Here is a 24,899-nt window from a genome sequence, read left to right as displayed (position 1 = left end):
TCCTGACAACCACAAAAGGAAGGTTCCGATGAATCACAGTACTTTTTCCTGGAAGGCCCTTCTGGTCACGGCGGCGTTGACACTGCCGACACTGGCATTTGCCGCAGACCCGGCGATGACGAAAGACGGGATGTTGGTGGATCATAAGGGCATGACGCTCTACACCTTCGCCAAGGACGCCGATGGCAAGTCCATGTGTAACGACAAGTGCGCCACCAACTGGCCGCCGTTGATGGCCGAGTCCACCGACAAACCCATGGGCAAGTGGACCGTTATCACCCGTGACGATCAAAAGGGCCAATGGGCCTACAACGGCAAGCCTCTCTATACCTTTGTGATGGACAAAAAGGCCGGCGACATGACCGGCGACGGCAAAATGGACGGGGCCTGGAAAGTCGCCAAGCCCTGATTCAGCCCGCTAGCGGTGAGGGGCCTGGCCCCTCATCGAAACCCGTAATCCGCCACAATCCCGATAAAAATCGCCAACCCGGCCCAGTGGTTGTGCAAAAACGCCTTGAAGCACTTCATCCGGTCCCTGTCGCGGGTGTACCAGAACTCCCAGGCAAAGCAGCCTGCCGCCGCCAGCAACCCCAGGTGGAACCAACCGCCCAGCTCAAACCGTGCGCCGGCCAGCAACAGGCACAGCAGCGCCAGGCCTTGCAGGGTGAGGATGATCACCCGGTCGGCATCGCCGAACAGAATCGCAGTGGATTTGACGCCGATCTTCAAGTCGTCGTCGCGGTCGGTCATTGCGTAATAGGTGTCGTAGCCCACCGTCCACAGCAGGTTGGCTATATACAGCAGCCAGGCGGTGGCGGGCAGGTGGCCGGTTTCGGCGGTGAACGCCATCGGCATGCCCCAGGAAAACGCCGCGCCCAACACCACCTGCGGGTAATAGGTGTAGCGCTTCATGAACGGGTAGCTGACCGCCAGTGCCAGGCCGCCCAGCGATAACCAAATGGTTGTGGCGTTGGTCAGCAGTACCAGCAGGAAGCTGATCAGCATCAGTACCGCAAAGAACACCAGGGCCTCTTTCGAACTGATCCTGCCGCTTGCCAGCGGGCGTTGCGCGGTGCGCTTCACATGGCCGTCGACCTTGCGGTCCGCCCAGTCATTGATGACGCAACCGGCAGCGCGAGTCAGCGTAACGCCCAGCACGAAAATCACGATGTTGGCCAGGGACGGCGAACCCTTGCCGGCGATCCACAGCGCCCACAGCGTCGGCCACAGCAGCAGGTAGATGCCGATGGGCTTGTCCATGCGGGTCAACTGAATGAAATCCCAGGCCCTGGGGTTCAGGCGGTTCAAGGATTTGAGCAGACGTTGATACATCAGCAGTTCTCCGGATGGTCATGCAGCGCGTGCCAGAAACTCGGCAGGAAGACTTCCGCCACCAGCACGCTCAGCGCCCCACGATCGAAGCGTGAGCGGCGTGCCCACAGCCCGTCGGACTGGTCCGTGGTCGGCAGCCACTGGCGAGGGTAATGGCACACCTCGATGGCCTGGCGGGTGAACGCGCGGTCGCAAAACAGCAATTCGCCCAGGGAACGGCTGCCCAATTCGTCCATCTGCAAGCCGTCGCCCTGCAATGCACTGCGCGCCGCCACACTGCGGGCAAATACCCACGGCTGGCCATGCCCACGCAAATACACCTCGCGCACCCAACCGATGCTGGCCGGGGGCATATGCAGCGCCGCGCATTCATCATCGCGCAGCGGCTGCCAGCCTTCGAACAGCGGCGTCACGCTGAAGCCATCGTTGGACAGCCACGTCAGCCGGCGGGTCAGCGAGCCTTCGTCGAACAGCCAGTTGAGGGTCAAGGGCGCGGGCGCAGGGCTCAGGAGGCTCTGGGTCAACCATTGGCAAGCATCGGGAAGGGCGATTGAGTGCGGCACGGTGCGTCAGTATTGGCAGCAAAAGAGGCGGCGAGCTTACCATGGCGTCCTGATCTTTTGCCGGGCTGCGCGGGCGCCTTGCGTCGATCGTGCTTGCATCTGCCGGCCCCGATCAGTACAAAACGCCCTGAGCCGTGCGGCAATGCTGGATCCATCGACCGCCGGCCAACCAGCCTGGACCCTGAGGAAGCAAGTAAATGAAGAAGTGGCAATGTGTAGTCTGCGGCCTGATCTATGACGAAAAAGACGGCTGGCCGGATGATGGTATCGCTCCGGGCACTCTGTGGCAGGACGTACCGGAAGACTGGCTGTGCCCGGACTGCGGCGTCGGCAAAATGGATTTCGAAATGATCGAAATCGGCTAATTTTCAGTTTCAGAACCGTACTACAAGGAGAAAGGAATGAACGCACCTGTCGTGATCATCGGCACAGGATTGGCCGGCTACAACGTGGCCCGGGAGTTTCGCAAGCTCGACAGCGAAACCCCATTGCTGCTGATCACCGCGGATGACGGGCGCTCCTACTCCAAACCCATGCTTTCCACCGGCTTTGGCAAGAACAAGGAAGCCGATGGCCTGAGCATGGCCGAACCCGGTGCCATGGCGGAGCAACTCAAGGCCGAAGTGCGCACCCACACCCGCGTCAGCGGCATCGATCCCGGTCACAAACGCCTGTGGATCGGTGAAGAAGCGGTGGTCTATCGTGATCTGGTCCTGGCCTGGGGCGCAGAAACCGTGCGCGTACCAGTCGAAGGAGACGCCGCTGAGCTGGTTTTCCCCATCAATGACCTCGAAGATTACGCCCGCTTTCGCGCCGCCGCTGCCGGCAAGCGCCGCGTGCTGCTGCTCGGCGCCGGCCTGATCGGCTGTGAGTTCGCCAACGACCTGATCCTCGGCGGCTATGAGATCGACCTGGTGGCGCCGTGCGAGCAAGTCATGCCGACCCTGCTGCACCCGGCGGCGGCTGCAGCGGTACAGGCCGGTCTGGAAGGGCTGGGGGCGCGTTTCCACCTGGGCCCGGTGCTCAACCGCCTGCAGCGCACCGCTGACGGCCTGGAAGCGCACCTGTCGGACGGTGAGGTGGTCCACTGCGACCTGGTGGTCTCGGCCATCGGCCTGCGCCCGCGTGTCGACCTGGCCGCCGCCGCCGGCCTGCAGACCAACCGCGGGATCATGGTGGACCGCCACCTCAAGACCTCCCACGCCAATATCTACGCCCTGGGCGACTGCGCCGAAGTTGACGGCCTGAACCTGCTGTACGTGATGCCGTTGATGAGCTGCGCCCGCGCCTTGGCCCAGACCCTGGCCGGTAACGCCACCGCTGTCAGCTACGGCCCAATGCCGGTCACCGTGAAAACGCCGGTCTGCCCGCTGGTGGTCTCGCCGCCGCCACGGGGCACAGAAGGTGTATGGAGCGTCGAAGGCCAGGGCGCCGACATCAAGGCCCTGTGCCGCGACGCCAGCGGCCGCCTGCTGGGTTACGCGCTGACCGGCAGCGCCGTGATGGAAAAACTCGCCCTCAACAAAGAACTTCCGCCGTTGCTGGCGTAAATACCGGTCGTTCTGTCGGAATAAGCACATTTTTTACCCTAGAAAGGGCGCCGCGAGACTGGCGCGGCGTACGAGGGCATGCCATCCTCACTCCCGTCTGCCGCAGAGTAGAGCCTGCGGCGCCTTGGCCGCTGTTCCGTTAGAGAGCAGCACGGACATAACAACAAAAAACCGTCAAAGAGGCTTCATATATGCGTAAACCAGAACTCGCAGCCGCCATCGCTGAAAAAGCGGATCTCACCAAAGAACAGGCCAACCGCGTCCTCAACGCCGTTCTCGAAGAAATCACCGGCGCCCTGCATCGCAAGGACAGCGTCACCCTGGTTGGTTTCGGCACCTTCCTGCAACGCCACCGTGGCGCCCGCACCGGCAAAAACCCGCAGACCGGTGAGCCTGTGAAGATTAAGGCCAGTAATACCGTTGCGTTCAAGCCGGGTAAGTCGCTTAAAGACACCGTTAACGCGTAAACAGTGCCGTCTCGACAGGGGCGGGGCAGTAGGAAAATGGGCACGCCGATGGGTTTGGTGCCCATTTTTTGTGGGGCGGAAGACAACAGTAGTCTAGGCTGTCTGGCGTTAATCCTTTACCCCCTGACTAACGCGTCATGATCATCAGCGGGTTCTTTCTCTACAAGCTCTTCGTAATTTGCAGCTTCTGAACGTAGGTCTCCCGGAGCCCATTTTCCATTCATTTGTTTGTAACTGCTGGCTCTATAAGGGTACAGGGCGATAATGGAGGTGATTTCTTTTTGCAAGTTTTTCTCTTCATACCAGACACTCCCGCACTCACCGCAACCCCAGAAAGGGCGAGTCGGTTCATCTATAAAATCGACCCAGCCTGCGCATTGAGTAACAGGGCATCGATAATTCTGAACATCGGTTCGGGGGGGTAAAAACTCTTCAGCTTTAACGTACTGAGTAGAGGAACCGCAACATGGGCACTCGATCATGATGAAGCGTTGGCCCTTCGCGATCATAGGCGCGATAAGTTTATGCTGCTGTGCGTCGAGCTCAAAAGTTTTGTCGCAAATCTGACAGCGTGCATTTTTAATTGAGTCCATATGGGTTCTCTCCCTCTGGGTACCAATGTAAGGCCTTGCTATTCGCTTTATGGTAAGCCTTGTCCATGAGCACCAAGTTGCTTTGGCGGTTATTACCGCCACGAAATATCGGCTTCTTATGGTGCACGTCAAAGCCTTCTGGAACTTGACCTTTTTTCATTCTATCTACACCGGCCTGACCATATTTCTGAATTGAGTTGGGGTCTTTAGCGAGCTTTTTCAGGTATTTTTCTTTGGCCCCGCCTTTTTTGCCAAAGTTAGCCCGAATTTTCTTGATTTGCGCCTTCGTTCTTTTGTGATAGCAGGTCTTAAGACCCCATGGATCAATCCAAGTAAAGGGATTCGGCGCATATTGATAAAGATTCAACCCCCCCGCCAACCCAATCGGATCCGGCGTAGTAAACCGCCCCACATCCGGATCATAAAACCGGAACGTGTTGTAGTGCAGCCCAATCTCCCGATCCAGATACTGCCCCTGAAACCGCAGGTTCTGCTCTTCAATGTAATAAGGCTCGCGCACCTCTTCCAGTGTGTTGCCCCACACCCGATATGTCGCCTGCCAAACCGTGTGTCCATCCGCTTCGGTGAGTTGTTCCGGCAAGCCGTTCAGGTCGTTGTGGTAATAGCGGATTTTTTGCAGAGGCCCGGTGCCGTCAACACGGGCAATAGGCTCGTAGCCTTCGTCTTGGTAGATGTAAAGACTGGTCTGACTGTGTCTATGCTCCTGCAACAACCGCAGGCCATCCCACACAAAACGCGTTTCCCCCAGCGGATACCCGTCACCGCCGTGCTCGGTTTTCGCGATGCGTCGGCCCAGCGGGTCGTAAGTCATCCTGACCACGCTGCCGTTTTCATTGCGTATTTCGATCAGACGGCTTTCGGCGTCGTAGGCAAAGCGTTGCAGGCCGCGCGCGGTGCTGCGTTTTTCGATTGTGCGGCCAAAGGCGTCATAGCGATAACGCTTGTCTTGATAAGTCAGCAGCTTGTTATGTACCACCAACCCGGCACCCGCCTGCGGGCCGTCCAGCAGGTTGGCGGCGGCGTCGTAGGCGAAGGTTTCGCGTTGGCCGTGCAGGTTGTCCTGGCTGGCGATGATGCGGCCGGTGGCGTCGTAGTGCAGTAACTGACGGTGTTGCGTGGCGGGTTGCTGGTCGAGTTTGCCGATCAGGTTGTCGGCGGGGTCGTATTCGAATTGTTTCTGTGCGGCTGCCGGTAGCAGCGACGGTTGGCTCGCCAGGCGACGTTGACGTGCGCGCAGACGGCCGCTGCGGTCGTATTCGCTGCGGGTGCTGAGCTGGCCTTGGGTGCGCAGCACTTCGCGGTGGAGGCGGTCGCGTTCGAAGTCGCTGATCACCTGGCCGTCGAGGTTGATCTGGTGCAGGTGGCCGCTGCCGTAGTACAGGCGGTTGAGCCAGCGGCCGTCGGGCAGTTGGGTCTGGATCAGGTTGCCGAGTTCGTCGTAGTGGTGGTGCAGGCTGCCCGCCGAGCTCTGTTCGGCGAGTAACTGGCCAAGGGCGTCATAGGCGAAACTTAGGGCCTGGGTATTGCCTTGCAGGTCGGTGAACGTCACCGCGGTCAGCTGGTCCACGGAGTCGTAGCTGTAATCGGTGCTGCCATCGTCGGTGGTCTTGGCGATCAGGCGGCCAACCGCGTCGCGCTCCAATCGATGCACGATGGGCGCGGGCGGTGTCTCGGGGACGACGGCCAAGCCGCTGCCATACGGAGCCGGAACAGCGGTCACCGCAATCACATTGTCCAGCGGATCGTAGTGGTAGCACTTGGCGCTGCCATCCAGGTCCTGCTGCTCGGTCAGTCGGTCCCCGGCGTCCCAGGCAAACCGATAACGCTCGCCGTTTTCGTTGATCAGCGCTTGCAGGCGCCCATAGCTGTCATAGCCGAACTGCACCTGCCGACCATGGGCGTCGATGCGCTGGCGTACCTGGCCGCGACGGTTGTGTTGGTACAGGGTGGTATGACCGGCCGGATCGGTGTAACCCACCAGTTGGCCGCTGGTATCGCGCTGGTACTGCTCGGTGCGCCCATCCGGCAATTGGCTGCTGAGCAGGCGCCCCTGGGCGTCATAGCTGAACAGGGTGCGCTCGCCGAGGGCGTCGGTGATGACCTGCAAATTGCCGCGTTCGTCGTAGCTGAAGCGCGTTGGATAGCCGGAGCAATCCACGTGCTCGATCAACTGCCCGAACGGGTTCCAGCGCAGCGTCTTGCTTTTGCCGGTGGCGTCGATGATTTCTACGGGCTGGCCGTGATCGTCATAGCGATAGCGGGTGACATAGCCCAGCGGATCGGTTTCGGCGATGCAGTTGCCGCGCTGATCGTAGCGATACGCCCAGCTATTGTCGGCGGCGTCGGTCTCCACCAGCGGGAGTGCCCAGTGCTCAAGCCACAAGGTCGAGTCGCTGCGGCCCAGCGGGTCGGTTTCGCCGATCAGGTTGCCGGCTTCATCGTAGCTGTATTCAAAGCGACCACCCTGCGGATCGGTGGCACTGAGCAATTGGCGCTCGTTGTTCCACTCGAACAGCCAGGTTTGCCCGAGGTTGTCGCTGTACCGAACGATTTGGTGCTGGGTGTTCCAGTGGCGGGTACTGACGCGTTGCAAGCCGTCGGTAATCCGCGTGACACCGGCCTGCAAGTCATAGTCGAACTGGTAGGCGTCGCCTTCGTCGGTCCAGTGCCGGACCACACGCCATTCCGCGTTTTCAACCAAGGCCCACTCATAGAAACAGCGCAACCCGGTCGGTAGCTGGTGCTCCCCCATGCGCCGGCCAGCATCGTAGCTGAAGCGCCGCTGCACCTGGCCGGTGGCATCGCGGACCTCAGCCAGGTTGCCGCTAGCGTCGTAGCCGTAGCTGACCAGTACTTCGCGGCGCAGATCGGGGTACAGCCGTTCGAGCCGCACCACGTGGCCTTGATCGCGGATCAACTCCACTTGCACCAGGTCGAACGTATCGCGCAGCCGGATCAGTCGCCCGGCTTCGTCGTAATCAAGATGGATGCGGTTGTCGTTGCGGTCGCCGAGCTGGCTGAGGCGCAGCAACGCCGGGTTGGCGGAAGGCTCAAATAAGCGATACAGACCATCATCGCTTTCGATCAGCAACTGCCCGTTGAGGTGTCGGCGCACGGCCAGCCCTTCACCGGCGCTGAACACCGCGCCGCCCAGGGGAATACTGCCCATGTCGATAGGCCGGCCCTGTTCATCGGTGTAGATCAGCATTTCGCCCCCCTCGGGATGGGGACGAATTTCGACGCACACCTCATACGGCACGCTCCAACCCGCACCGAACAAACCGCCTGTGCGTTCGTCACGGCTGTTGTAGAAACGCTGCCAATCAATCGGCAGGATGCCGGGCAGTACGAAATCCAGCTCATCATCGCCGCCCAACACCTTGGCGCCGGTGGCCGCATGCACCGGGTTCGACGAGCCCATGGCCGCATTGGCCATCGCCCCCATCGCACTGCTCACGGCCATCGAGGTTGCGCCACCGATCAACATGCACGGTAGCTTGCTGAAGAACTTGCCCTTACCGCCCTTGAGCATCAACAACGCCGTCACCGCCAGCCCGACGCCCGGTGTCTTGCCGCTGCGAATCTCACGCACCACCACCGACCCGCCGCCGATGGTCACGTTCGATGAAATCAATCCGGACGACACCACGGTCGCATCGCACGTACTGCGATCACCGCTGCGCACCGCTGGCTGGCCGTTGATCGTGACCTTGTCCGAGCCCTCGGCCAGAAACTGCGGCGGCATCGGCGGGTGCTTCATGCACGTGACCAGATCCAGCGGCTTGGGTTCGGCGCCAGGCGCAGGCGTGGCTACCGTAGGGCGCCACATCTGCGAGAAGAAACTCTCGGCCATGTCTAGGTAGCTGGCTTCCGGCTCAGGCTCGGGTTCTTCCAGCTCGGTGCCGGCCGGCGCGACGTGGGAACTGATCGCCCCGGCGGCACGGGCGGCGGGGATGTTGTTGGTGAGGGTGTCGGTGGAGCCCGTGAGAATGTTCGCCTGCACCGTGGGCGGGAACAGCGCATTGCTGAAACTATCGCATAAATTCGTCAGACCTTTGTCCGCGCCGGTCTTGCTCATGGCCAGGCCGACAATCGTGCCCACCACCGCGCCCAGCAGGAAACAGCCGAGCCCGCCGGTGGCCACGGTAATTCCGGTGGCGGCAACTACCGCCGCAGTCGCCACGGCGGTGATAGCGATATTGGCCGCTACCTCCAGCACACCGCCAAGGATGTCGGCCATCATCGAGGTGTGGGAGAGCGCATCGCCCATCCGGGCTGCCCATAACGCGTCAGACATGCAGGCAACTCATCAGGAAATAGCGTCAAACGACAGCGAGTTTTTGATCAAGGCCCAATGCGCCGCCTCGGCATCCCCCAGCTTATCCGCCTTCACATAACTCAACGCGAGCATCTTGCGTGTGCCCGGTATCACCAAGGCCAGCTGATACTGGAACACCTTGTCATTGCCCTTGTTGAACTGGCTGCGCAGCTCGATGCCTTCCACCTCTTGCGCGGCGCCCAAGCGCACATCGACACCCGGTTGGTAGCGCAAGTCCTGCACCTGTTTTTCCAGGCGCTGGAGTTGGTCGTTGAAGTTGCTGTGCAAGGTTTCGCCGTCGGCCAGCAGGCTGCGGCTGACGATCAGGGATGTGCCCAGCTCAGGGAATTTGAGGATATTGATCGTCGCGTCCTGCAGCTCGCTCGCCGGCAGTTGGAACTGGAATTCGTTGATTCGGTACGTCATGGCAAACGGGTCTCGTCAGGAGCTTTTCGGCGCGGGGAACGCGGCTTTGATATTGGCGTCGATGCTGGCTTTCTGGCCCTGTCCATCGGGCGTGGCTCCAGGGCCGCCGCCGTTATTGAGGTGCAGCACGCCCTTGGTATTGAACTCGGCATCGCCGCTGGCATAGAAGCTGATGTTCACGCCGGTGAGGTTGATCTGCCCGCTGGCATTCAACTCCAGGATGCTTTCGCCGCAGACCAGGCGCAGGTTTTCGCCCACTTCGATGACGTAGCTCTGGCTGATGCTGTCGGTCTTTCTCTGGCCCACCGAGAGGATGTCTTCCTGCTTGACGATGCGCAGGCGGTTGTTGCCGATGGTCACCGTCTCGTTATGGCCGATACTTTTATTGCGGTCGTGCCCGACGGAGTGACTTTCGTCTACCTCGACAACAACGTCCTGGTTACGCTCGGCATGGATATACAACTGCTCCAACCCCTTCTTGTCCTCCATGCGGATTTCATTGAAGTTGGCCGGCGTGCCGCCCTTGCTCGAGCGACTCTTCATGCCGCTCTGGGTTGCGTTTTCCGGCAGGTCGTACGGTACCGTCTGCTCGGCGTTGTACACCCGTCCCGTGATGATCGGGCGGTCCGGATCACCTTCAAGAAAGCTCACAATCACTTCCTGGCCAATCCGTGGAATCTGCATCGAGCCCCAGTTCTTGCCGGCCCAGGATTGCGACACGCGGATCCAGCACGAGCTGTTTTCGTTGGATTGGTCGTGGCGGTCCCAGTAGAAGTGCACCTTCACGCGGCCGTATTGGTCGGTCCAGATTTCCTCGCCTTTGGGACCGACCACCAGCGCGGTTTGCGGGCCTTTGACGATGGGCCGGTGGGTGGTGGCGAGCGGGCGGAAGCTCTGCTGGGCGTCAATGCAGGTCAGGCTGCTTTCGAACTGCGCCGAGCCTGAGCCACCACCGCTTTCCAGGCTTTCCTGGACGATGTAGTAGCGGCAGCCGACGATCAGGTATTCGCGGTTCTGGTCCTGGCGGCTGAAGCCGGTGAGGCTGAACAGGTGGCCGGAGCCGAGGCCGCGGGCGTTGCCGCTGAATTCGATTTGTTCATGCAGGGTTTGCAGGGCTTCGATGCGGGTGCGCGCGTAGTGTTCGCCGTCGGCGCTTTGCACGTAGGTGCCGGGGTAGTCGTACAGCGGGTAGTCGCCGGCGGTGTGCGGGCGCGGCATGGCCGAACGCACGTCGATGCTGGCGCTGGGGCGCTGGAAGTCGTAGTCGTTAAGCTCCAGCGAACCCGGCTGAACCTCCTGCGCCAGGTGCCAGTTGTGCATGTGGTCGCGTTCGCGCTGCTGCTCGTCCTTGGGGTAATACGGGATCGACGCATAGCCCGGCACCGTGGTGTGGGCGCCATAGGCGTCGGCCAGCACCAGCACATGGCGGTCCTGTTCATGGCGAAAGAAGTAGTAGATACCTTCCTGCTCCATCAAGCGGCTGACGAAATCGAAGCTGGTCTCGCGGTACTGCACGCAGTATTCCCACTCGCGATACGGCCGGCTCAGGGCGTCTTCGAAGTCGGAGAACCCCAGGTCGCGGAACACCTGCTTGATGATCTGCGGGATGCTCAGGTTCTGGAAAATCCGGCAGTCGGACGTACGGCTCAGCAGCCACAGCCATGGGCGCAGCGTCACTTGGTAACTGGCGAACTGGCCCTGGTCGATGTTCTGGCTGCAGCGCGCGACGATGCCGTGGAAATGCCGCTCGCCGCCGTCCGCCAGTTGCAGGCCCACGCTCATCGGCTTGCCCAGCAGCTGGTTGAGGTCGATGTTGGCGTCCAGGGACGTCAGTTGCAGCTCATAGTTGAACAGGCGGCCCAGCTCTTCGCCGCCGCCCATTTCATTGAGCAGCAGCACATCCGGCCCGAGGGGGCTGGTGATCTTGGCCAGGCGTGAGGCTTGGTTGAATAACATCGAAGTACCCTAATAACTGAAGGAACCCAGTCCAAATGTGGGAGGGGGCTCGCCCCCGATAGCAGTGTGTCAGGTGATGCATTGGTGACTGATTCACCGCCATCGGGGGCAAGCCCCTCCCACATTTAGATTGTGTTTCTTCAGGTCAATCGTTGAACTGATAGTGCAATTCATTATCCCGGCTACTGATCCGCACACCCGCCAATGCCTTGCCTTCGAGCATGCGCGTGAGGAATTCACGGCTCATGTCCGGCAGCAGGCTGTTGGTGAGAATGGTGTCGATCATGCGCCCGCCGCTTTCGGTTTCGGTGCAGCGCGAGACGATCAGGTCGACCACCGCGTCGTCGTAGTCGAAGGCGACCTTGTGCGTATTCTCCACGCGCTTCTTGATGCGGTTGAGTTGCAGGCGGGTGATCGCCTTGAGCATCTCGTCGCTCAGCGGGTAGTACGGAATGGTCACCAGGCGGCCAAGCAGGGCCGGCGGGAAGATCTCCAGCAGCGGCTGGCGCAGGGCCTTGGCGATTTCCTCGGGCTCGGGGATGTTCGCCGGGTCCTTGCAGACCTGGGAAATCAGCTCGGTACCGGCGTTGGTGGTCAGCAGGATCAAGGTGTTCTTGAAGTCGATCACCCGGCCTTCACCGTCTTCCATCACGCCCTTGTCGAACACTTGGAAGAAGATCTCATGCACGTCCGGGTGGGCTTTTTCCACCTCGTCCAGCAGCACCACGCTGTAGGGTTTGCGCCGCACCGCTTCGGTCAGCACGCCGCCTTCGCCGTAGCCGATATAGCCCGGTGGCGCGCCCTTGAGGGTGGACACCGTGTGGGCTTCCTGGAATTCGCTCATGTTGATGGTGATCACGTTCTGCTCACCGCCGTACATGGCTTCGGCCAGGGCCAGGGCGGTTTCGGTCTTGCCCACGCCGGAGGTGCCGGCCAGCATGAACACGCCAATCGGCTTGCTCGGGTTGTCGAGGCCGGCGCGGGAGGTCTGGATGCGCTTGGCGATCATCTGCAGGGCGTGGTCCTGGCCGATGATGCGCTTCTTCAGGTGCTGGTCGAGGTTGAGCACGGTTTCCAGTTCGTTGCGGGCCATGCGGCCCACCGGGATACCGGTCCAGTCGGCGACCACCGAGGCCACGGCCTGATAATCCACGGTCGGCAGGATCAGCGGGGTTTCGCCTTGCAGCGCAGTGAGGCGTTGTTGCAGGTCGACCAGTTGCGCACGCAATTCATCGCTCTGGTTGTTACCTGCATCGCTGTCCACAACCCCGGCCTTTTCGCGCAGGGTTGCACGGGTGGCGAGCAACTCATCCACCAGGGTTTTCTCTTCGGCCCAGCGGCTTTCCAGGGTCGCCAGGCGCTCACGCTCGGCGCTTAACAGGGCTTCGCTGTTGCTCTGGCGAGCGCCAATGGCAATACCGATCGCATGCTCGCGGGCGATGATTTGCAGCTCGGTTTCCAGGGCTTCGATGCGGCGGCGGCTGTCGTCCACTTCGGCCGGCACCGCGTGCAGGCTGATGGCGACGCGGGCGCAGGCGGTGTCCAGCAGGCTCACGGATTTATCCGGCAACTGGCGCGCCGGGATATAGCGATGGGACAGCTTCACCGAGGCTTCCAGGGCTTCGTCGAGGATCTGCACCTGGTGGTGTTTCTCCATGGTCGAGGCCACGCCGCGCATCATCAACAGCGCTTTGTCTTCCGACGGCTCGGCCACTTGTACCACCTGGAAGCGGCGGGTCAGGGCCGGGTCTTTCTCGATGTGCTTTTTGTACTCGGCCCAGGTAGTCGCGGCCACGGTACGCAGGGTGCCACGGGCCAGGGCAGGTTTGAGCAGGTTGGCCGCATCACCGGTACCGGCAGTGCCACCGGCACCCACCAGGGTGTGGGCTTCGTCGATAAACAGAATGATCGGCTTGGGCGAGGCCTGGACGTCTTCGATGACCTGGCGCAGGCGCTGTTCGAACTCGCCTTTCATGCTCGCGCCGGCTTGCAGCAGGCCGACATCAAGGCTGCGCAGTTCCACGTCTTTGAGCGCCGGCGGCACATCACCGGCGACGATGCGCAGGGCGAAGCCTTCGACAACGGCAGTTTTGCCGACGCCGGCTTCACCGGTAAGGATCGGGTTGTTCTGGCGCCGGCGCATGAGGATATCCACCAGTTGGCGAATCTCTTCGTCACGGCCCACGATCGGATCGAGCTTGCCGCTGCGTGCTTGTTCGGTCAGATCGACGGTGAAACGCTTGAGGGCTTCCTGTTTGCCCATCGCACTCGGCGCCATCGCGCCGCTGGCTTCACCCGGCACGGCGCCGGCATTGAAACCGTCGCTGGCAGTCAGGGCGTTTTCCGGCGAGTCGCCGACGTATTCGTCAAAACGCTCGCTCAGGGCTTCGGCCTTGATCTTGTCGAATTCCGAAGACAACCCCAGCAGCGCATGGCGCAGGCTTGGCGTCTTGAGGATGCCCAGCACCAGGTAACCGGTGCGCACCTGGCTTTCGCCGAACATCAGGCTGCCGTACACCCAGCCGCGTTCCACGGCTTCTTCCACGTGGGACGACAGGTCGGTGATCGACGTCGAGCCACGCGGCAGGCGGTCCAGGGCTTCGGTGAGGTCACGGGCCAGGCGCGCCGGCTCGACGTTGAACTGGCGGATGATGCGGTGCAGGTCCGAGTCCTGCAGTTGGAGCAACTGGTGAAACCAGTGGGCCAGTTCCACGTACGGGTTGCCCCGCAGCTTGCAGAACACGGTGGCGGCTTCGATGGCCTTGTAGGCCACGCTGTTGAGTTTGCCGAACAGTGCGGCGCGACTGATTTCACCCATGCTCTGGATTCCTTGAGGTGGTGGCTTGATCGGCGTAATGCCGGGCCAGGATTAGGTCGTTGGCATCAACCGCAGGGCAGCCGAGCCAGGTGTTGAAGCCCAGGCGGAACTGGCCATTGAGTTGCAGCGCCGGTACTTCGGGTTGTTGCAGAACCAGGTTCAAGTCCCAGTCCAATTCATGGCCCAGGTACTCGGCCACCCACGCCACCAGCTCGTTGAACGGCTGGCTGCCGGGCAGCATGCCCATGTAGTCGTCCAGCTTGAGCGGGCCCAGGCGGATGCGGAATTTATGCTGGCGGTCCCACACGTGGCTGCCCAGGCAGAAGTCCACGCCCAGCTGGTTGGCGCTCACGCCCACGCGGCTGCGCTCGGGCAGTTCCAGCCATTGGCCGACGTATTCTTCGATCTCCACCGGCAGGCCGAAATACTCGCCGAGGATCGCCTTTAAACCGTCCGGGTAGCGGGTTTGCGCCGACAGGTGGCCGCTGTAGTGCAGCTTCGCCGTGTCAGGGATCAATCCCTGGTTAAGCAGGCTCGGCATGCCCCGGCCACTCAAGGCGGCGAGGCGTGCAGACCAGTAGTCATCGTCCGGGCGGTCGTGGCTGACCGTCGGCCGCGCCTCGGCCCAGGCCCGGTAAAACAGGCTCAGCAGACGGTGGTGGAACACGTCCAGGAACTGCTTGCTGGTACTGTCGGCGTTGTTGCGCTGACGCTCGCGTACGTACTCGGTGATATGCAGCGGCAACGGACCGTTGGGGCCACCAAGGCCGAAGAAGAACTGTTCCAGCCGTGCCGGTTTGCCGTCGCCGCCGGGGTCGACCGAGGCCAGGGTCGCCGGGGCGAAGGTGCAATCGGCCTGTTGCCCCAGGCGCAACGGGTCATCCGCCAGGCGCAGGGAATGGCCCAGGCGCGGCAGCTCGGGCGATTCGCACTCGATACGCCGCAACGCCTGGAAGAAATCGTATTCCCAGGGCTCCTGATGCATCGCATCCAACGTACTCACAGCGTCGGACGACGCCCGGGTTTGGCTTTCCATCGCATGATCTCGCCGCGTTCGGTGGTACGGATCACCGTCTCGGTAAAACTGTTGATCGACACGTAGCGTGCCAGGAAGCGTTCCAGCACCGCACCGAGCAGGAACACGCCGGTGCCGCGAAACGCGTTTTCATCGAATTCCAGGGTAATTTCCAGGCCACGCCCAAACACAATCGGGCCGGGCATCGGCAGGCGCCGGGTGACGGCCTTGCTGCTGACGTCGCGCAAGCCTTCGATCTGCAATTGCAGCGCCGCGTCATTGCTGTCCCCATACAGACGCAGCAGTTCGCGCAATGCCGCCGCGCCCTGGCCTTGTTCACTCAGGGACAAATAGTTGAGCGACAACTGGCTGATCAGGCGCCAGGCCTTGGCGTCATGGGCATGGCTGGCGCGTGGGCGGCTTGGCCCGGCGACGCAACGCACGGATAACACCGGCGCGCTGTCGGCCAGGGTGAAGTCGGTCTTGCCGTTGCCCACGCTCATGAACAACGGCAGGTCGCGGTTGGTGCACAGCGCGGTCACGCCGAGTTGGCGCAGGTCGTGGCGATATGGCGCCTGGCGGCTGTCGACCAGGCTGACAAAGGTTTCGCTGCCCACATAGGTGGAGCGCGGGCCGTTGCGGCGCTGGTCGCTGGACAGCACCCGTGGCTCGCGGCGCACGGTGTAGTACGCCTGGTCGCGGCCATAACGGGATGGATCGCGTACCGCGTAGAACGGCAAAAATGGCTGCTCTGGCCCGGTGCCGTGGCCGGTGATGCCGCTCAGCGAGTGAATCTCGAAATCCATTGGCCGTGTGCGGTCGGCGATCACATGGTGTTCGTTGACCCGATCGGACAAGTGGATGCGGTCCACGCGCTTCGGGAACAGGTTGATCGCCGGGGTGCAGAACGGCAAAAACTGCGCTGCGCCGACGCTGCCTTCCAGGCTCGGCTCGTGACGGTCGAACAGCACGATCAGCTCCAGCTCCTGGCCGTCGCAACGCTTGACCGCACGGCTCAGCTCGGCGAATTCGACGAACAGGAAGCGGTGGGGCAGGGCGAAGTATTCCTGCAACAGGCGATAGCCCTGGAAGGCTCGCGCGACGACCGGCATGGCCGCATCGGCGTCGTCGAAACCCCGCGAGCGCAGCGCATCCTGCGGCAGGCGCTCAACCCAATCGCCACCGGGCTTGCGCGCAAACACCGCGCAGGCGTTGCCCAGTAGTTGTTCGTAGAGGCGGAACGGCTGCTCGTCGGCACCGCTGAGGTACAGCGGCAGGTTGTCCAGGTCGAGGCTGTTGAACGGCAATTCGGCGCCGGTGCGCAGGGTCAGGCGCAGGCCGGCCTTGGCTTTCGGCTCACTGGCGGCCAGGCGCCCGAGCACGGCTGCGGGGTTGCCGAAGTACTCGGCGTTGCTGACCTGCAACGGCCACAGCGTCACCGGGTGCGCGGTGCGGTACTCGCAGCAGGTCTGGGTTTCGCGGCCCAGGGCGGCGCGCAACACGGTGTCGCGCGGCAGCGGGAAGCCGCTGGCCAGGGAACCTTCGTCGGGGTCGGTGTGCAATTGCACCACGGTCATCGACGGCGTCGGCGCCAGGTAGTGCGGGTAGGCGATTTCCAGCAGGTTGTGGGTGAAGGTCGGGTACTCGGCGTCGAGTTTGAGCTGCACGCGGGCCGTGAGGTAGGCAAAGCCTTCGAGCAGGCGTTCGACGTACGGGTCGGCGCAGTCCATACCGGACAGGGTCAGCCGACTGGCAATCTTCGGGTATTCCTTGGCGAACTCGGCGGCGCTTTCGCGCACGTGGTGCAGTTCCTGGTTGTACAGCTCCAGCAGGCGCGGGTTCATGGGCGTCTCCGCTGGTCGGCGTTGACCACGCGCACGTGGCCGGACTCCAGGTCCAGGTCGGTTTGCAGCAATAGGCGCAAGGGCACCGGCTGTGCCCACAGGTCGCCTTCGATCTCGAAACTGAGGGCGTTGTGGTTCATCTCGCCATGACCGACGCGGGCCTTCACCCGCAGGGTATGGCGCAGGATGCGCGGTTCAAAAGTGGCAATCGCCTGGTAGATCAGGGCTTCCAGGGCCTTGATGTCGACGCTGGAAACGCTGTTGCCCGCCAGCGCCGGCAGGCCGTAATTGACCACCGAGGTGCCTGCCTGTGTGTGCAGCGTGGCATCGGCATCGAGCAACGACGTGGTATTGAGCAGCCACGCCAGGTCACGCAGTACCGAGGCTTTCAATTGGGTCAGGGACAGCACGCGTTTATCGGCGCTTTCCTTGGGATTGGTTGGGTCGTCGTCGGTCAACCGGTCCAGCAGGGACGGTTGCAGACGGTCGCGGGAAGCGATTTCAGTTACCACCAAAGCAGCTCCACGGACGGGTTGCGAGAGGAACAAAAGGCTGCACTTGAGACCGTAGTGCCGTGGCGCAGGGCCACGGCCCCAGGGCTATCAGCGCTTGGTGTTGGAACGGATGTTCCAGCCAAACTTGATCGCGCCGCCGTCTTTGGTGCCGTCGGCTTTCTGCGGCTGGTAGTCGACCATCACCTGGGCGAAGTTCAGGGTGACGTTTTCAGTCAGGCGGTCATCGCCGCCCGAACCGCCGGTGCTCAGGGACGTTACCAGCACTTCTTCCAGGTTGATCACCATGTACTCGACCTGGCTTTCACCACCGGCCTTGCGCACGGTCAGCTTGACCTTGTCGATGTGCTTGCCGCTGGCGCAGTGCATCATCAGGTTCGGCGAGGCCTTGTCGACGTACTTGGTCAGCGACAGGTCCTGGATATTCACCTTGCCCGCGCCGCCGCCACCGCCCACGTGCATGTTGCCGGACTGGGCCATGCCCCAGCTCCAGTTCAGCACGTCGATTTCGTCCTTGTGGGCCTTGTCCATGGACTCGCCCTTGATGTCGCCGATCTTGATGAAAATATCAACAGCCATGTTTTCTCCCTGTGTGGCTCTTGCCACTGAATTTGAGTGACTCCAAATGGGCAGTGCTTTTGTGTGGGAGGGGGCTTGCCCCGATGCAGGCACCTCGGTGTGTCGTCACACCCCAGTGATGCTATCGGGGGCAAGCCCCCTCCCACAGAAGAGCCAGCTCATCCGTGGGTTAGGCGCTTTTAGCCGAAGGCAGCTTCGATACCAGGCGCAACGACACGGTCAGCCCTTCGAGCTGGTAGTGCGGGCGCAGGTAGAACTTGGAGTTGTAGTACCCCGGGTTGCCTTCGACGTCTTCCACGATCACCTCGGCGGCAGCCAACGGGTGCTGGGCCTTGGTGGTTTCGGTGGAGTGCGCCGGGTCACCGTCGACGTAGTTGAGGATCCAGTCCTGCAACCAGCGCTGCATCTCGTCCTTCTCTTTGAAGGAACCGATCTTGTCGCGCACGATGCACTTCAAGTAGTGAGCGAAACGGCAGGTGGCAAACAGGTACGGCAGGCGCGCGGCCAGGTTGGCGTTGGCGGTGGCGTCCGGGTCATCGTATTCGGCCGGTTTCTGCAACGACTGGGCGCCGATGAACGCGGCGAAGTCGGTGTTTTTCTTGTGCAGCAGCGGCATGAAACCGTTCTTCGCCAGCTCCGCTTCACGGCGGTCGCTGATGGCGATTTCGGTCGGGCACTTCATGTCCACGCCACCGTCATCGGTAGGGAACGTGTGGGCCGGCAGGTTTTCCACTTCACCGCCGGATTCCACGCCACGGATGCGTGAGCACCAGCCGTAGTGCTTGAACGAACGGTTGATGTTCACTGCCATTGCATAGGCCGCGTTGGCCCAGGTGTACTTGGAGCTGTCGGCGCCGTCGGTGTTTTCTTCGAAGGCGAAGGCTTCCACCGGGTCGGTCTTGGCGCCATACGGCAGGCGCGCGAGGAAGCGCGGCATGGTCAGGCCGATGTAGCGCGAGTCTTCCGATTCACGCAGCGAGCGCCAGCCGGCGTATTCCGGGGTGGTGAAGATCTTGGTCAGGTCGCGCGGGTTCGACAGTTCCTGCCACGAGCCCATACCCATCACGGTCGGCGACGCCGCAGCAATGAACGGGGCGTGCATGGCGGCGCAGACTTTCGACAGCTCGCCCAGCAGTTCCACGTCCGGTGGCGACTGGTCGAAGTAGTAGTCGCCCACCAGGCAACCATACGGTTCGCCGCCGAACTGGCCGTACTCTTCTTCGTACATCTTCTTGAAGATCGGGCTCTGGTCCCACGCGGTGCCCTTGAACTTCTTCAGGGTCTTGTGCAGGTCCGGCTTGGAGATGTTGAGCACGCGAATCTTCAGCTGCTCATCGCTCTCGGTGTTATTGACCAGGTAGTGCAGGCCACGCCAGGCGCTTTCCAGCTGCTGGAAATCCTTGTGGTGGATGATCTGGTTGACCTGGGCGGTGAGCTTGGCGTCGATGGCGGCGATGATCGATTCGATCGACTTGATCGCGTCATTGGACACCAGGTCGGTTTGCGCCAGGGCCTGTTCGGCCAAGGTGCGCACGGCGGTTTCCACGGCTTCGCGGGCACGCTCGGTCTTGGGCTTGAATTCCTGCATCAACAAGGATGCGAACTCGCTGGTTTCCTCGGTTGCACCCAGGCTCTGGGCGCCTTCGCGGGCGGTATTGTCAGTCATGATTACTGGTCCCCTGCAGGCTTAGGCGCGCTGGCAAGTGCCTGGAGCAGTGCCGGGTCCTTGATCGCCTTCATGATGATTTCTTCAGCGCCAGTCTTGCCGTCCATGTAGGTCAGCAGGTTGGCCAGTTGGGTGCGGGCTTCGAGCAGTTGCTTGAGCGAGTCGACCTTGCGGGCCACGGCGGCCGGGCTGAAGTCGTCCATGCTTTCGAAGGTGATGTCCAGGCTCAGGTTGCCTTCGCCGGTCAACTCGTTGGGTACGTGGAACGCCACGCGCGGCTGCATGGCCTTGAGGCGCGAGTCGAAGTTGTCGACGTCCACTTCAAGGAACTTGCGGTCGGCCACCGGCAGAAGAGGCTCGGCAGGCTTGCCGGCGAGGTCGGCCATCACACCCATCACGAAGGGCAGCTGGACCTTTTTCTCGGCGCCGTAGAGCTCGACGTCGTACTCGATCTGCACTCGAGGCGCGCGGTTGCGCGCGATGAATTTCTGAGAACTTTGCTTCGCCACGTTGCTGCTCCTGGTCGCTTGAGCGACGGTGTTGTTACTGCACAGTCGGGCGGTTTACTCGCCGTCCGGGCCGCGCAGGTTTTCAAATTGGGACATGCCATCGGGAATCAGGTTGCGCACGATGGCCGCGAAGTCGGCGTGCACCAGATGCTTGGCCCGGTTAAGCAACACCGGCAGCGGGCTCGAAGGCTCGTGCCGGGTGTAATACGCAAGGATCTTGTCGAGGCTGCGCAGCACGTCATCACGGTTGGTGATGTCGCCGGTGGGGCGAGGTGCGGCGGGGGCAGCGGCGAAGTCGAGCGAGGGGGCATTGTCGTCACTGACGGCCTCGGGTTCGCTGCTGGTATCGCTGTTCGGAACACACTGGCTGAGCACCTGCAGCGCTTGCTTGAGCGGTTGCTTCAACAGGCTCAGGTCCACGCCTTGGGCGGAGCCCACTTGGTCGCTGACTTGCTGTTCGATGGCTTCGCAGGCAGCGCGCGCGGTGCTCAAGGCGTCGCGGGTGGCTTGCAGTTGTTCGGGGTCGCTGTCGAGGAACGCGGCGTTGAGCTGCTGGGCGCCGAGCTGTTCGTCGGGGAAACTCATCAGGCCGCTGGCATTCAACGCGGCGCGCAGGCTCACAGGGCCGAAGGTGCGCGAGCGCGTGAGAATGCTCTCGCGCAGCAGACGAATGGTCGCATCGCTGGTCAGGCCGGAGAGGGCGTTGATACGGACGGTGGGGTCGTTATCGTCGTCGGCATCCAGGCGCGGGTGCAGGTCGGCCCAGTATTCGCGCAGCAGCGCGTTGATCAGCGTAAGGACGTTTGCCAGCCCGGCCACACCCTGGAGGGCGAGGGAACTTTGCAGCAGGAAATGGGTGATGCGCAGGTCTTTGCTGCGCTGCAGCAAATCGAGGCTCTGCTGCTGGATGCCGCGCCATTCCGGCGGCTCGGCGGGCAGGATCGAATCGCCCATGCTGCGCTCGGGTTGGCCCTTGGCATCACGCTCCAGTTGGAGAAAATCCGCGTCATATTCCATGTCTTCGCCACAGGGCGAAGTTGCGGAAACGGCGGTGAGCAGCAACGGCACATCCACTGAAATTGATCTCCCTATCAGCCCGTTAGATAACGGGCAATGCATGCATTAGTTGCGCAAGGAACTTTGCATGTTTTCTTGGTCATATAGGCAAGATGCCACTAATGCGCCATCACTGGTATTCAAGAAGTTGTGCATTTTTGGTGTAGTACTTATGCCTTGTCAAGGTAAGCTATTCGCTCTCTGTGACAGATGTGCGGTGCTTAACAACCTGTGCGACTGCTGGGTCGAACGGCGCACCGGTATAGGATTTTTGTCATGGAGCCCAGTTAAGATCAGCGATCATGCTGGCATCAGCAGGTTTTGGACGGTCGATTACACGACCCGATGGGGATCTCCCGGGAATCGTTGTCCCTGGGGTCGACTGCGCGCGAAGTATCAGCAAGGAGGCAAGATGTCGCTGTGTTTGACTATCACTAGTTATCACAAGATTACCCCCGGGCAGTGCTCGGAAAAGTCCATGAATCAGGGCTCGATGGCTATCGGCCGCAGCTCGGATAATGACTGGGTATTGCCTGATCCTGAGCGGTTGGTTTCTTCGCAACACTGCGTTATTCAATACAAAGATGGCCGTTATTATTTAACCGATAACAGTACAAATGGTGTGGAGTTGGTTAACGCCGGTATTCGTATGCGTCGAGGTAACAGCGAACCCTTGCAAGACGGTGAGCTGATCCGCATCGGCGATTACGAGATCCAGGCGCGTATCGACTTCAACATGCAGGCTGTCGACAGCCAGCCATTCGCCGGTGATTCACCGAACAGTTTTGAAGCCCTGATGGGGGCCGTGGCGAGCAAACCCGCGCCAACGCCGGTGATCGCTCCGCAGTTCCAAGGCGCTTCGTCGATGGACACGCTGCCGGACCTGTTCGACTTCCTCAGCCCCACCGCCGTGCCGCCGCCCACTGTGGCTGACCACGTCCCCAGCGAACAACACGACTTCCGCCCGCCCACGCCAGTGGCGGTGCCCGTGGTTGAGAAACCGGTGGTCTCGGGCTCGGTGATTCCCGAAGACTGGGACCTGTTTGGCGACACGCCGGCGCCGATGGCCAGTGCGCCACCAATGCCAACGCCACCTGCCCCTGCACCCGTACCGATCATCCAGCCGCCACCCGTGGTCGAGCCAGCGCTCCCCGTGGCAGACAGCCAACAACCCGACCTCTTGCAAGCCTTCCTGCGCGGTGCCGGCCTGGACCAGTTACGCCTGGACAAGGCCCAGGCTGAGGCGCAAATGGAAAACATCGGCCGCAGCTATCGCCTGATGGTCGAAGGCCTGATCGACGTGTTGCGTGCCCGCGCCAGCCTCAAGGGTGAGTTCCGCATGCAGCAGACGATGATCCAGCCTGCTGAAAACAATCCGTTGAAATTCGCACCGAATGCCGACGAAGCGTTACTGCTTTTGCTTCGCCACGGCAACCAGGCGTTTATGGCACCGGACCTCGCCGTGCGCGACAGTTTTGATGATCTGCGTGCCCACCAGCTGGCGGTGATGGCCGGCGTGGAAGCGGCGATCAAGCACCTGCTCACGCGCTTTGAACCGGCACAACTGGAAGAGCGCATGGGCAAGCCCGGCGGGCTGTCGAACCTGTTCGCCGGCTCGCGCCAGGCCCAGTACTGGCAGCAGTTCACCGAGCTTTACAGCAATATTTCCCGCGAGGCCCAGGAAGATTTCCAGGACCTGTTCGGCCGCGAATTCAGCCGGGCCTATGAAGAACACAGCGCACGACAGCGCCGTTGACACGCAACACATGGATTAACGGATAGCTCAGTACGTCATTGAGGACGCAGGATGATTCCCAGGTTTTTACTCGCAGCCGCCACCGCGCTGCTGCTGACCGCGTGTAGCAAGGACGCGGCCAAACCCGAAGCAGCCGCTGAGGCTGAAGCGGACACCGCCGCCGTCGAGTTGCATTTCCACGCCATTGCCGGGCTTAACCCCGGCGCCAACGGCCAGGCCGCCCCGGTGCGGGTGCGCATTTTCGAACTGAAGAACGCCGCCACCTTCGCCCGCTCCGATTACTTCGCCCTGGCCGACCGTGCGCAATCGACCCTCGGCCTGGACCTGCTGGACCAGGACGAAGTCATGGTGCAACCCGGCCAGCAACTGAGCATCCAGCGCGACCTCGACCCCTCCACACGCCAGATCGGCTTGCTGGTGGGTTATCGCGAGCTGGACCGCGCGCAATGGCGCACGGTGATCAACGTGCCGGCGCGCCAATACACCGAATACCAGATCAGCCTCGATGTACGTGCCGTGCGCGCCGACGTCGTGGTCACCCCATCCAGCCCTGCCCAATAAGAAGCAATCGGAGCCCCCATGTCCTGGAACAATCGCGTGGTCTGGTCGGAAGGCATGTTCATCGGAACGCAGCACTTCCAGCAGCATGACCGTTACCTGGAAAACCTGATCGACGCCCGCAGCCGCCCGTTGTCCGCCGGCGCCTGGGGGTTCTCCGAGTTGCTGATCGACCAGGGCCTGTTGGCCCAGGGCAAGCTGGCCATTGTCTCGGCGCGCGGCCTGTTGCCCGACGGCACGCCGTTCAATATCCCCCAGGATGACCTGGCGCCCAGCCCGCTGAACATCGACGACAACCTGCGCGATGGCCTGGTCTACCTGGCCTTGCCCCTCAAGCGTGCGGGTGCCCGCGACACCGTGGATGAAGGCGAAGCCCTGGAAGCCGCGCGTTACGTGAGCCAGGTGCGCGAAGTGCGCGATGACAACGCCCCGTTCGAAAACCGCGCGCCGGTGGCCGTGGGGTCCCGGGCCCTGCGCTTGCTGACTGCCCAGGATGGCATCAGTGACTACGCCGCCGTGGGCCTGGTGCGCATCAAGGAAAAGCGCGCCGACCGTGCGCTGGTTCTCGACGACAGCTACATCCCACCCGTGCTGGACGTGGCCGCCAGCAAACCGTTGAGCGCGTTTCGCAGCGAACTGCTGGGCCTGCTGCACCAGCGCGGCGAAGCCCTGGCGGGCCGTGTGGTCGCCTCGGGGGCGGGCGGTGCGTCGGAGATCGCCGACTTCATGCTGCTGCAACTGGTCAACCGCGCCCAGCCGTTGATCCAGCATTTCAGCCAGTTGAGCCCGCTGCACCCGGAGCGCTTCTTCAGCGAACTGGTCAGCCTGGCCGGTGAGTTCTCGACTTTCTCCACCTCGGGCCGTCGCCCCCAGGAATACCCGCAATACCAGCACGACGACCTGGCCCTGAGTTTCGCGCCGGTGATGGCTGCGTTGCGTGAGGCGCTGTCGATGCTGATCGACAGCAAGGCCACGCCGATTCCCATTGTGGAAAAAGCCTATGGCATCCACGTGGCGATGCTGGCGGACAAGACCCTGCTCGACAGCGCCAGCTTCATCCTGGTGGTACGCGCCGACGTGCCCGGCGAAACCTTGCGTGCGCGCTTCGGCCAGCAGAGCAAGGTCGGCGCGGTGGAGCACATCCGCGACATGGTCAACCTGCAACTGCCGGGTATCGGCCTGGTACCGTTGCCGGTGGCGCCGCGCCAATTGCCGTACCACGCAGGCTCGACCTACTACGAGCTGGATCGGGGCAGCGAGCACTGGCAACAGTTGAGCAATTCCGGTGGTTTTGCCTTCCACATCGCCGGGCAGTTCCCGGGCTTGAACCTGGCCTTCTGGGCGATCCGAGGATAATCCG

General features: G+C 62.0%; 21 protein-coding genes. 7 read left to right on the top strand and 14 right to left on the bottom strand.

Annotation, left to right across the window (positions count from 1 at the left end):
• Positions 1–28 precede the first annotated feature (28 nt).
• Positions 29–409, top strand: coding sequence for a hypothetical protein (locus HDC32_RS19985; protein ID WP_145337394.1), 381 nt, complete (start codon positions 29–31; stop codon positions 407–409).
• Positions 410–441: 32 nt separating this feature from the next.
• On the opposite strand, the gene ubiA is transcribed toward HDC32_RS19985, so the two are convergent.
• Together ubiA and HDC32_RS19975 are read right to left on the bottom strand one after the other, a co-directional pair.
• The gene (gene ubiA / locus HDC32_RS19980) at positions 442–1,332 is read right to left on the bottom strand and encodes a 4-hydroxybenzoate octaprenyltransferase (RefSeq protein ID WP_145337395.1); all 891 of its coding nucleotides are present in this window, start codon (positions 1,330–1,332) and stop codon (positions 442–444) included.
• Entirely contained in the window at positions 1,332–1,895 is a 564-nt protein-coding gene (locus tag HDC32_RS19975) for a chorismate lyase (RefSeq protein ID WP_145337396.1), read from the bottom strand. Before HDC32_RS19975 ends, ubiA begins: the two co-directional genes overlap by 1 nt.
• A 197-nt stretch (positions 1,896–2,092) precedes the next feature.
• Between HDC32_RS19975 and HDC32_RS19970 the strand changes: the two genes are divergently transcribed.
• The 3 genes from HDC32_RS19970 to HDC32_RS19960 all read left to right on the top strand — a co-directional run bounded on the left by HDC32_RS19970 (position 2,093) and on the right by HDC32_RS19960 (position 3,912).
• Positions 2,093–2,260, top strand: coding sequence for a rubredoxin (locus HDC32_RS19970; RefSeq protein ID WP_003213373.1), 168 nt, complete (start codon positions 2,093–2,095; stop codon positions 2,258–2,260).
• Positions 2,261–2,296: 36 nt separating this feature from the next.
• Positions 2,297–3,445 (top strand): NAD(P)/FAD-dependent oxidoreductase, encoded by a 1,149-nt coding sequence (locus HDC32_RS19965; protein WP_131697675.1) that lies wholly within the window; start codon positions 2,297–2,299, stop codon positions 3,443–3,445.
• Between the two features lie 191 nt (positions 3,446–3,636).
• Positions 3,637–3,912, top strand: a complete 276-nt coding sequence (locus HDC32_RS19960; RefSeq protein WP_003176958.1) for an HU family DNA-binding protein — start codon at positions 3,637–3,639, stop codon at positions 3,910–3,912.
• Between the two features lie 116 nt (positions 3,913–4,028).
• Here HDC32_RS19960 and HDC32_RS19955 read toward each other — a convergent pair whose 3' ends face one another.
• From HDC32_RS19955 to tssA, 12 genes are all read right to left on the bottom strand, one after another.
• A complete protein-coding gene (locus HDC32_RS19955) occupies positions 4,029–4,505 on the bottom strand; it encodes a hypothetical protein (RefSeq protein WP_184745219.1) in 477 nt (158 codons plus the stop codon).
• Positions 4,492–8,823, bottom strand: coding sequence for an RHS repeat-associated core domain-containing protein (locus HDC32_RS19950; protein WP_184745217.1), 4,332 nt, complete (start codon positions 8,821–8,823; stop codon positions 4,492–4,494). Before HDC32_RS19950 ends, HDC32_RS19955 begins: the two co-directional genes overlap by 14 nt.
• A 12-nt stretch (positions 8,824–8,835) precedes the next feature.
• Entirely contained in the window at positions 8,836–9,270 is a 435-nt protein-coding gene (locus HDC32_RS19945) for a DcrB-related protein (protein ID WP_131697672.1), read from the bottom strand.
• Positions 9,271–9,285: 15 nt separating this feature from the next.
• Positions 9,286–11,226, bottom strand: coding sequence for a type VI secretion system Vgr family protein (locus HDC32_RS19940; RefSeq protein ID WP_131697671.1), 1,941 nt, complete (start codon positions 11,224–11,226; stop codon positions 9,286–9,288).
• 145 nt (positions 11,227–11,371) lie between these two features.
• Complete coding sequence (tssH, locus tag HDC32_RS19935) at positions 11,372–14,044, bottom strand: type VI secretion system ATPase TssH (RefSeq protein ID WP_184745215.1); 2,673 nt, start codon at positions 14,042–14,044, stop codon at positions 11,372–11,374.
• Complete coding sequence (gene tssG / locus HDC32_RS19930; protein ID WP_184745213.1) at positions 14,037–15,080, bottom strand: type VI secretion system baseplate subunit TssG; 1,044 nt, start codon at positions 15,078–15,080, stop codon at positions 14,037–14,039. The genes tssH and tssG overlap by 8 nt, the downstream gene beginning before the upstream one ends.
• Positions 15,044–16,903 (bottom strand): type VI secretion system baseplate subunit TssF, encoded by a 1,860-nt coding sequence (gene tssF / locus HDC32_RS19925; RefSeq protein ID WP_065937972.1) that lies wholly within the window; start codon positions 16,901–16,903, stop codon positions 15,044–15,046. Before tssF ends, tssG begins: the two co-directional genes overlap by 37 nt.
• Positions 16,900–17,415 (bottom strand): type VI secretion system baseplate subunit TssE, encoded by a 516-nt coding sequence (tssE, locus tag HDC32_RS19920; protein ID WP_027608263.1) that lies wholly within the window; start codon positions 17,413–17,415, stop codon positions 16,900–16,902. Before tssE ends, tssF begins: the two co-directional genes overlap by 4 nt.
• 90 nt (positions 17,416–17,505) lie before the next feature.
• Positions 17,506–17,994, bottom strand: coding sequence for a type VI secretion system tube protein Hcp (locus tag HDC32_RS19915; RefSeq protein WP_015886558.1), 489 nt, complete (start codon positions 17,992–17,994; stop codon positions 17,506–17,508).
• A gap of 169 nt (positions 17,995–18,163) precedes the next feature.
• Complete coding sequence (tssC, locus tag HDC32_RS19910; protein ID WP_053127606.1) at positions 18,164–19,660, bottom strand: type VI secretion system contractile sheath large subunit; 1,497 nt, start codon at positions 19,658–19,660, stop codon at positions 18,164–18,166.
• Between the two features lie 2 nt (positions 19,661–19,662).
• Complete coding sequence (gene tssB / locus HDC32_RS19905) at positions 19,663–20,169, bottom strand: type VI secretion system contractile sheath small subunit (RefSeq protein ID WP_065926732.1); 507 nt, start codon at positions 20,167–20,169, stop codon at positions 19,663–19,665.
• Positions 20,170–20,223: 54 nt separating this feature from the next.
• A complete protein-coding gene (gene tssA, locus HDC32_RS19900) occupies positions 20,224–21,243 on the bottom strand; it encodes a type VI secretion system protein TssA (protein WP_145337404.1) in 1,020 nt (339 codons plus the stop codon).
• A 394-nt stretch (positions 21,244–21,637) separates the two neighbouring features.
• Between tssA and tagH the strand changes: the two genes are divergently transcribed.
• The 3 genes from tagH to tssK are packed head-to-tail and all read left to right on the top strand — an operon-like array spanning position 21,638 to position 24,895.
• Positions 21,638–22,981, top strand: a complete 1,344-nt coding sequence (tagH, locus tag HDC32_RS19895; RefSeq protein ID WP_167655920.1) for a type VI secretion system-associated FHA domain protein TagH — start codon at positions 21,638–21,640, stop codon at positions 22,979–22,981.
• 51 nt (positions 22,982–23,032) lie between these two features.
• On the top strand, positions 23,033–23,542 hold the full coding sequence (gene tssJ, locus HDC32_RS19890; RefSeq protein WP_131697666.1) for a type VI secretion system lipoprotein TssJ: 510 nt from the start codon (positions 23,033–23,035) through the stop codon (positions 23,540–23,542).
• An 18-nt stretch (positions 23,543–23,560) separates the two neighbouring features.
• Positions 23,561–24,895, top strand: a complete 1,335-nt coding sequence (gene tssK, locus HDC32_RS19885; RefSeq protein WP_131697665.1) for a type VI secretion system baseplate subunit TssK — start codon at positions 23,561–23,563, stop codon at positions 24,893–24,895.
• The last annotated feature ends 4 nt before the right edge of the window (positions 24,896–24,899 follow it).

Origin of the sequence: Pseudomonas sp. JAI120 (genome assembly GCF_014207255.1) — a bacterium.
Taxonomy (GTDB): domain Bacteria; phylum Pseudomonadota; class Gammaproteobacteria; order Pseudomonadales; family Pseudomonadaceae; genus Aquipseudomonas.
Note: the sequence above shows the minus strand (reverse complement) of the source record. Positions and strands in the feature narration are given on the sequence as shown.

What these genes read in the sequence shown, in the direction of transcription:
- HDC32_RS19985 (WP_145337394.1), top strand. Translation starts at nt 29, where the DNA reads ATGAATCACAGTACTTTTTCCTGGAAGGCCCTTCTGGTCACGGCGGCG.
- ubiA (WP_145337395.1), bottom strand. Translation starts at nt 1,332, where the DNA reads ATGTATCAACGTCTGCTCAAATCCTTGAACCGCCTGAACCCCAGGGCC.
- HDC32_RS19970 (WP_003213373.1), top strand. Translation starts at nt 2,093, where the DNA reads ATGAAGAAGTGGCAATGTGTAGTCTGCGGCCTGATCTATGACGAAAAA.
- HDC32_RS19965 (WP_131697675.1), top strand. Translation starts at nt 2,297, where the DNA reads ATGAACGCACCTGTCGTGATCATCGGCACAGGATTGGCCGGCTACAAC.
- HDC32_RS19960 (WP_003176958.1), top strand. Translation starts at nt 3,637, where the DNA reads ATGCGTAAACCAGAACTCGCAGCCGCCATCGCTGAAAAAGCGGATCTC.
- HDC32_RS19955 (WP_184745219.1), bottom strand. Translation starts at nt 4,505, where the DNA reads ATGGACTCAATTAAAAATGCACGCTGTCAGATTTGCGACAAAACTTTT.
- HDC32_RS19950 (WP_184745217.1), bottom strand. Translation starts at nt 8,823, where the DNA reads ATGTCTGACGCGTTATGGGCAGCCCGGATGGGCGATGCGCTCTCCCAC.
- HDC32_RS19945 (WP_131697672.1), bottom strand. Translation starts at nt 9,270, where the DNA reads ATGACGTACCGAATCAACGAATTCCAGTTCCAACTGCCGGCGAGCGAG.
- HDC32_RS19940 (WP_131697671.1), bottom strand. Translation starts at nt 11,226, where the DNA reads ATGTTATTCAACCAAGCCTCACGCCTGGCCAAGATCACCAGCCCCCTC.
- tssH (WP_184745215.1), bottom strand. Translation starts at nt 14,044, where the DNA reads ATGGGTGAAATCAGTCGCGCCGCACTGTTCGGCAAACTCAACAGCGTG.
- tssG (WP_184745213.1), bottom strand. Translation starts at nt 15,080, where the DNA reads ATGGAAAGCCAAACCCGGGCGTCGTCCGACGCTGTGAGTACGTTGGAT.
- tssF (WP_065937972.1), bottom strand. Translation starts at nt 16,903, where the DNA reads ATGAACCCGCGCCTGCTGGAGCTGTACAACCAGGAACTGCACCACGTG.
- HDC32_RS19915 (WP_015886558.1), bottom strand. Translation starts at nt 17,994, where the DNA reads ATGGCTGTTGATATTTTCATCAAGATCGGCGACATCAAGGGCGAGTCC.
- tssC (WP_053127606.1), bottom strand. Translation starts at nt 19,660, where the DNA reads ATGACTGACAATACCGCCCGCGAAGGCGCCCAGAGCCTGGGTGCAACC.
- tagH (WP_167655920.1), top strand. Translation starts at nt 21,638, where the DNA reads ATGTCGCTGTGTTTGACTATCACTAGTTATCACAAGATTACCCCCGGG.
- tssJ (WP_131697666.1), top strand. Translation starts at nt 23,033, where the DNA reads ATGATTCCCAGGTTTTTACTCGCAGCCGCCACCGCGCTGCTGCTGACC.
- tssK (WP_131697665.1), top strand. Translation starts at nt 23,561, where the DNA reads ATGTCCTGGAACAATCGCGTGGTCTGGTCGGAAGGCATGTTCATCGGA.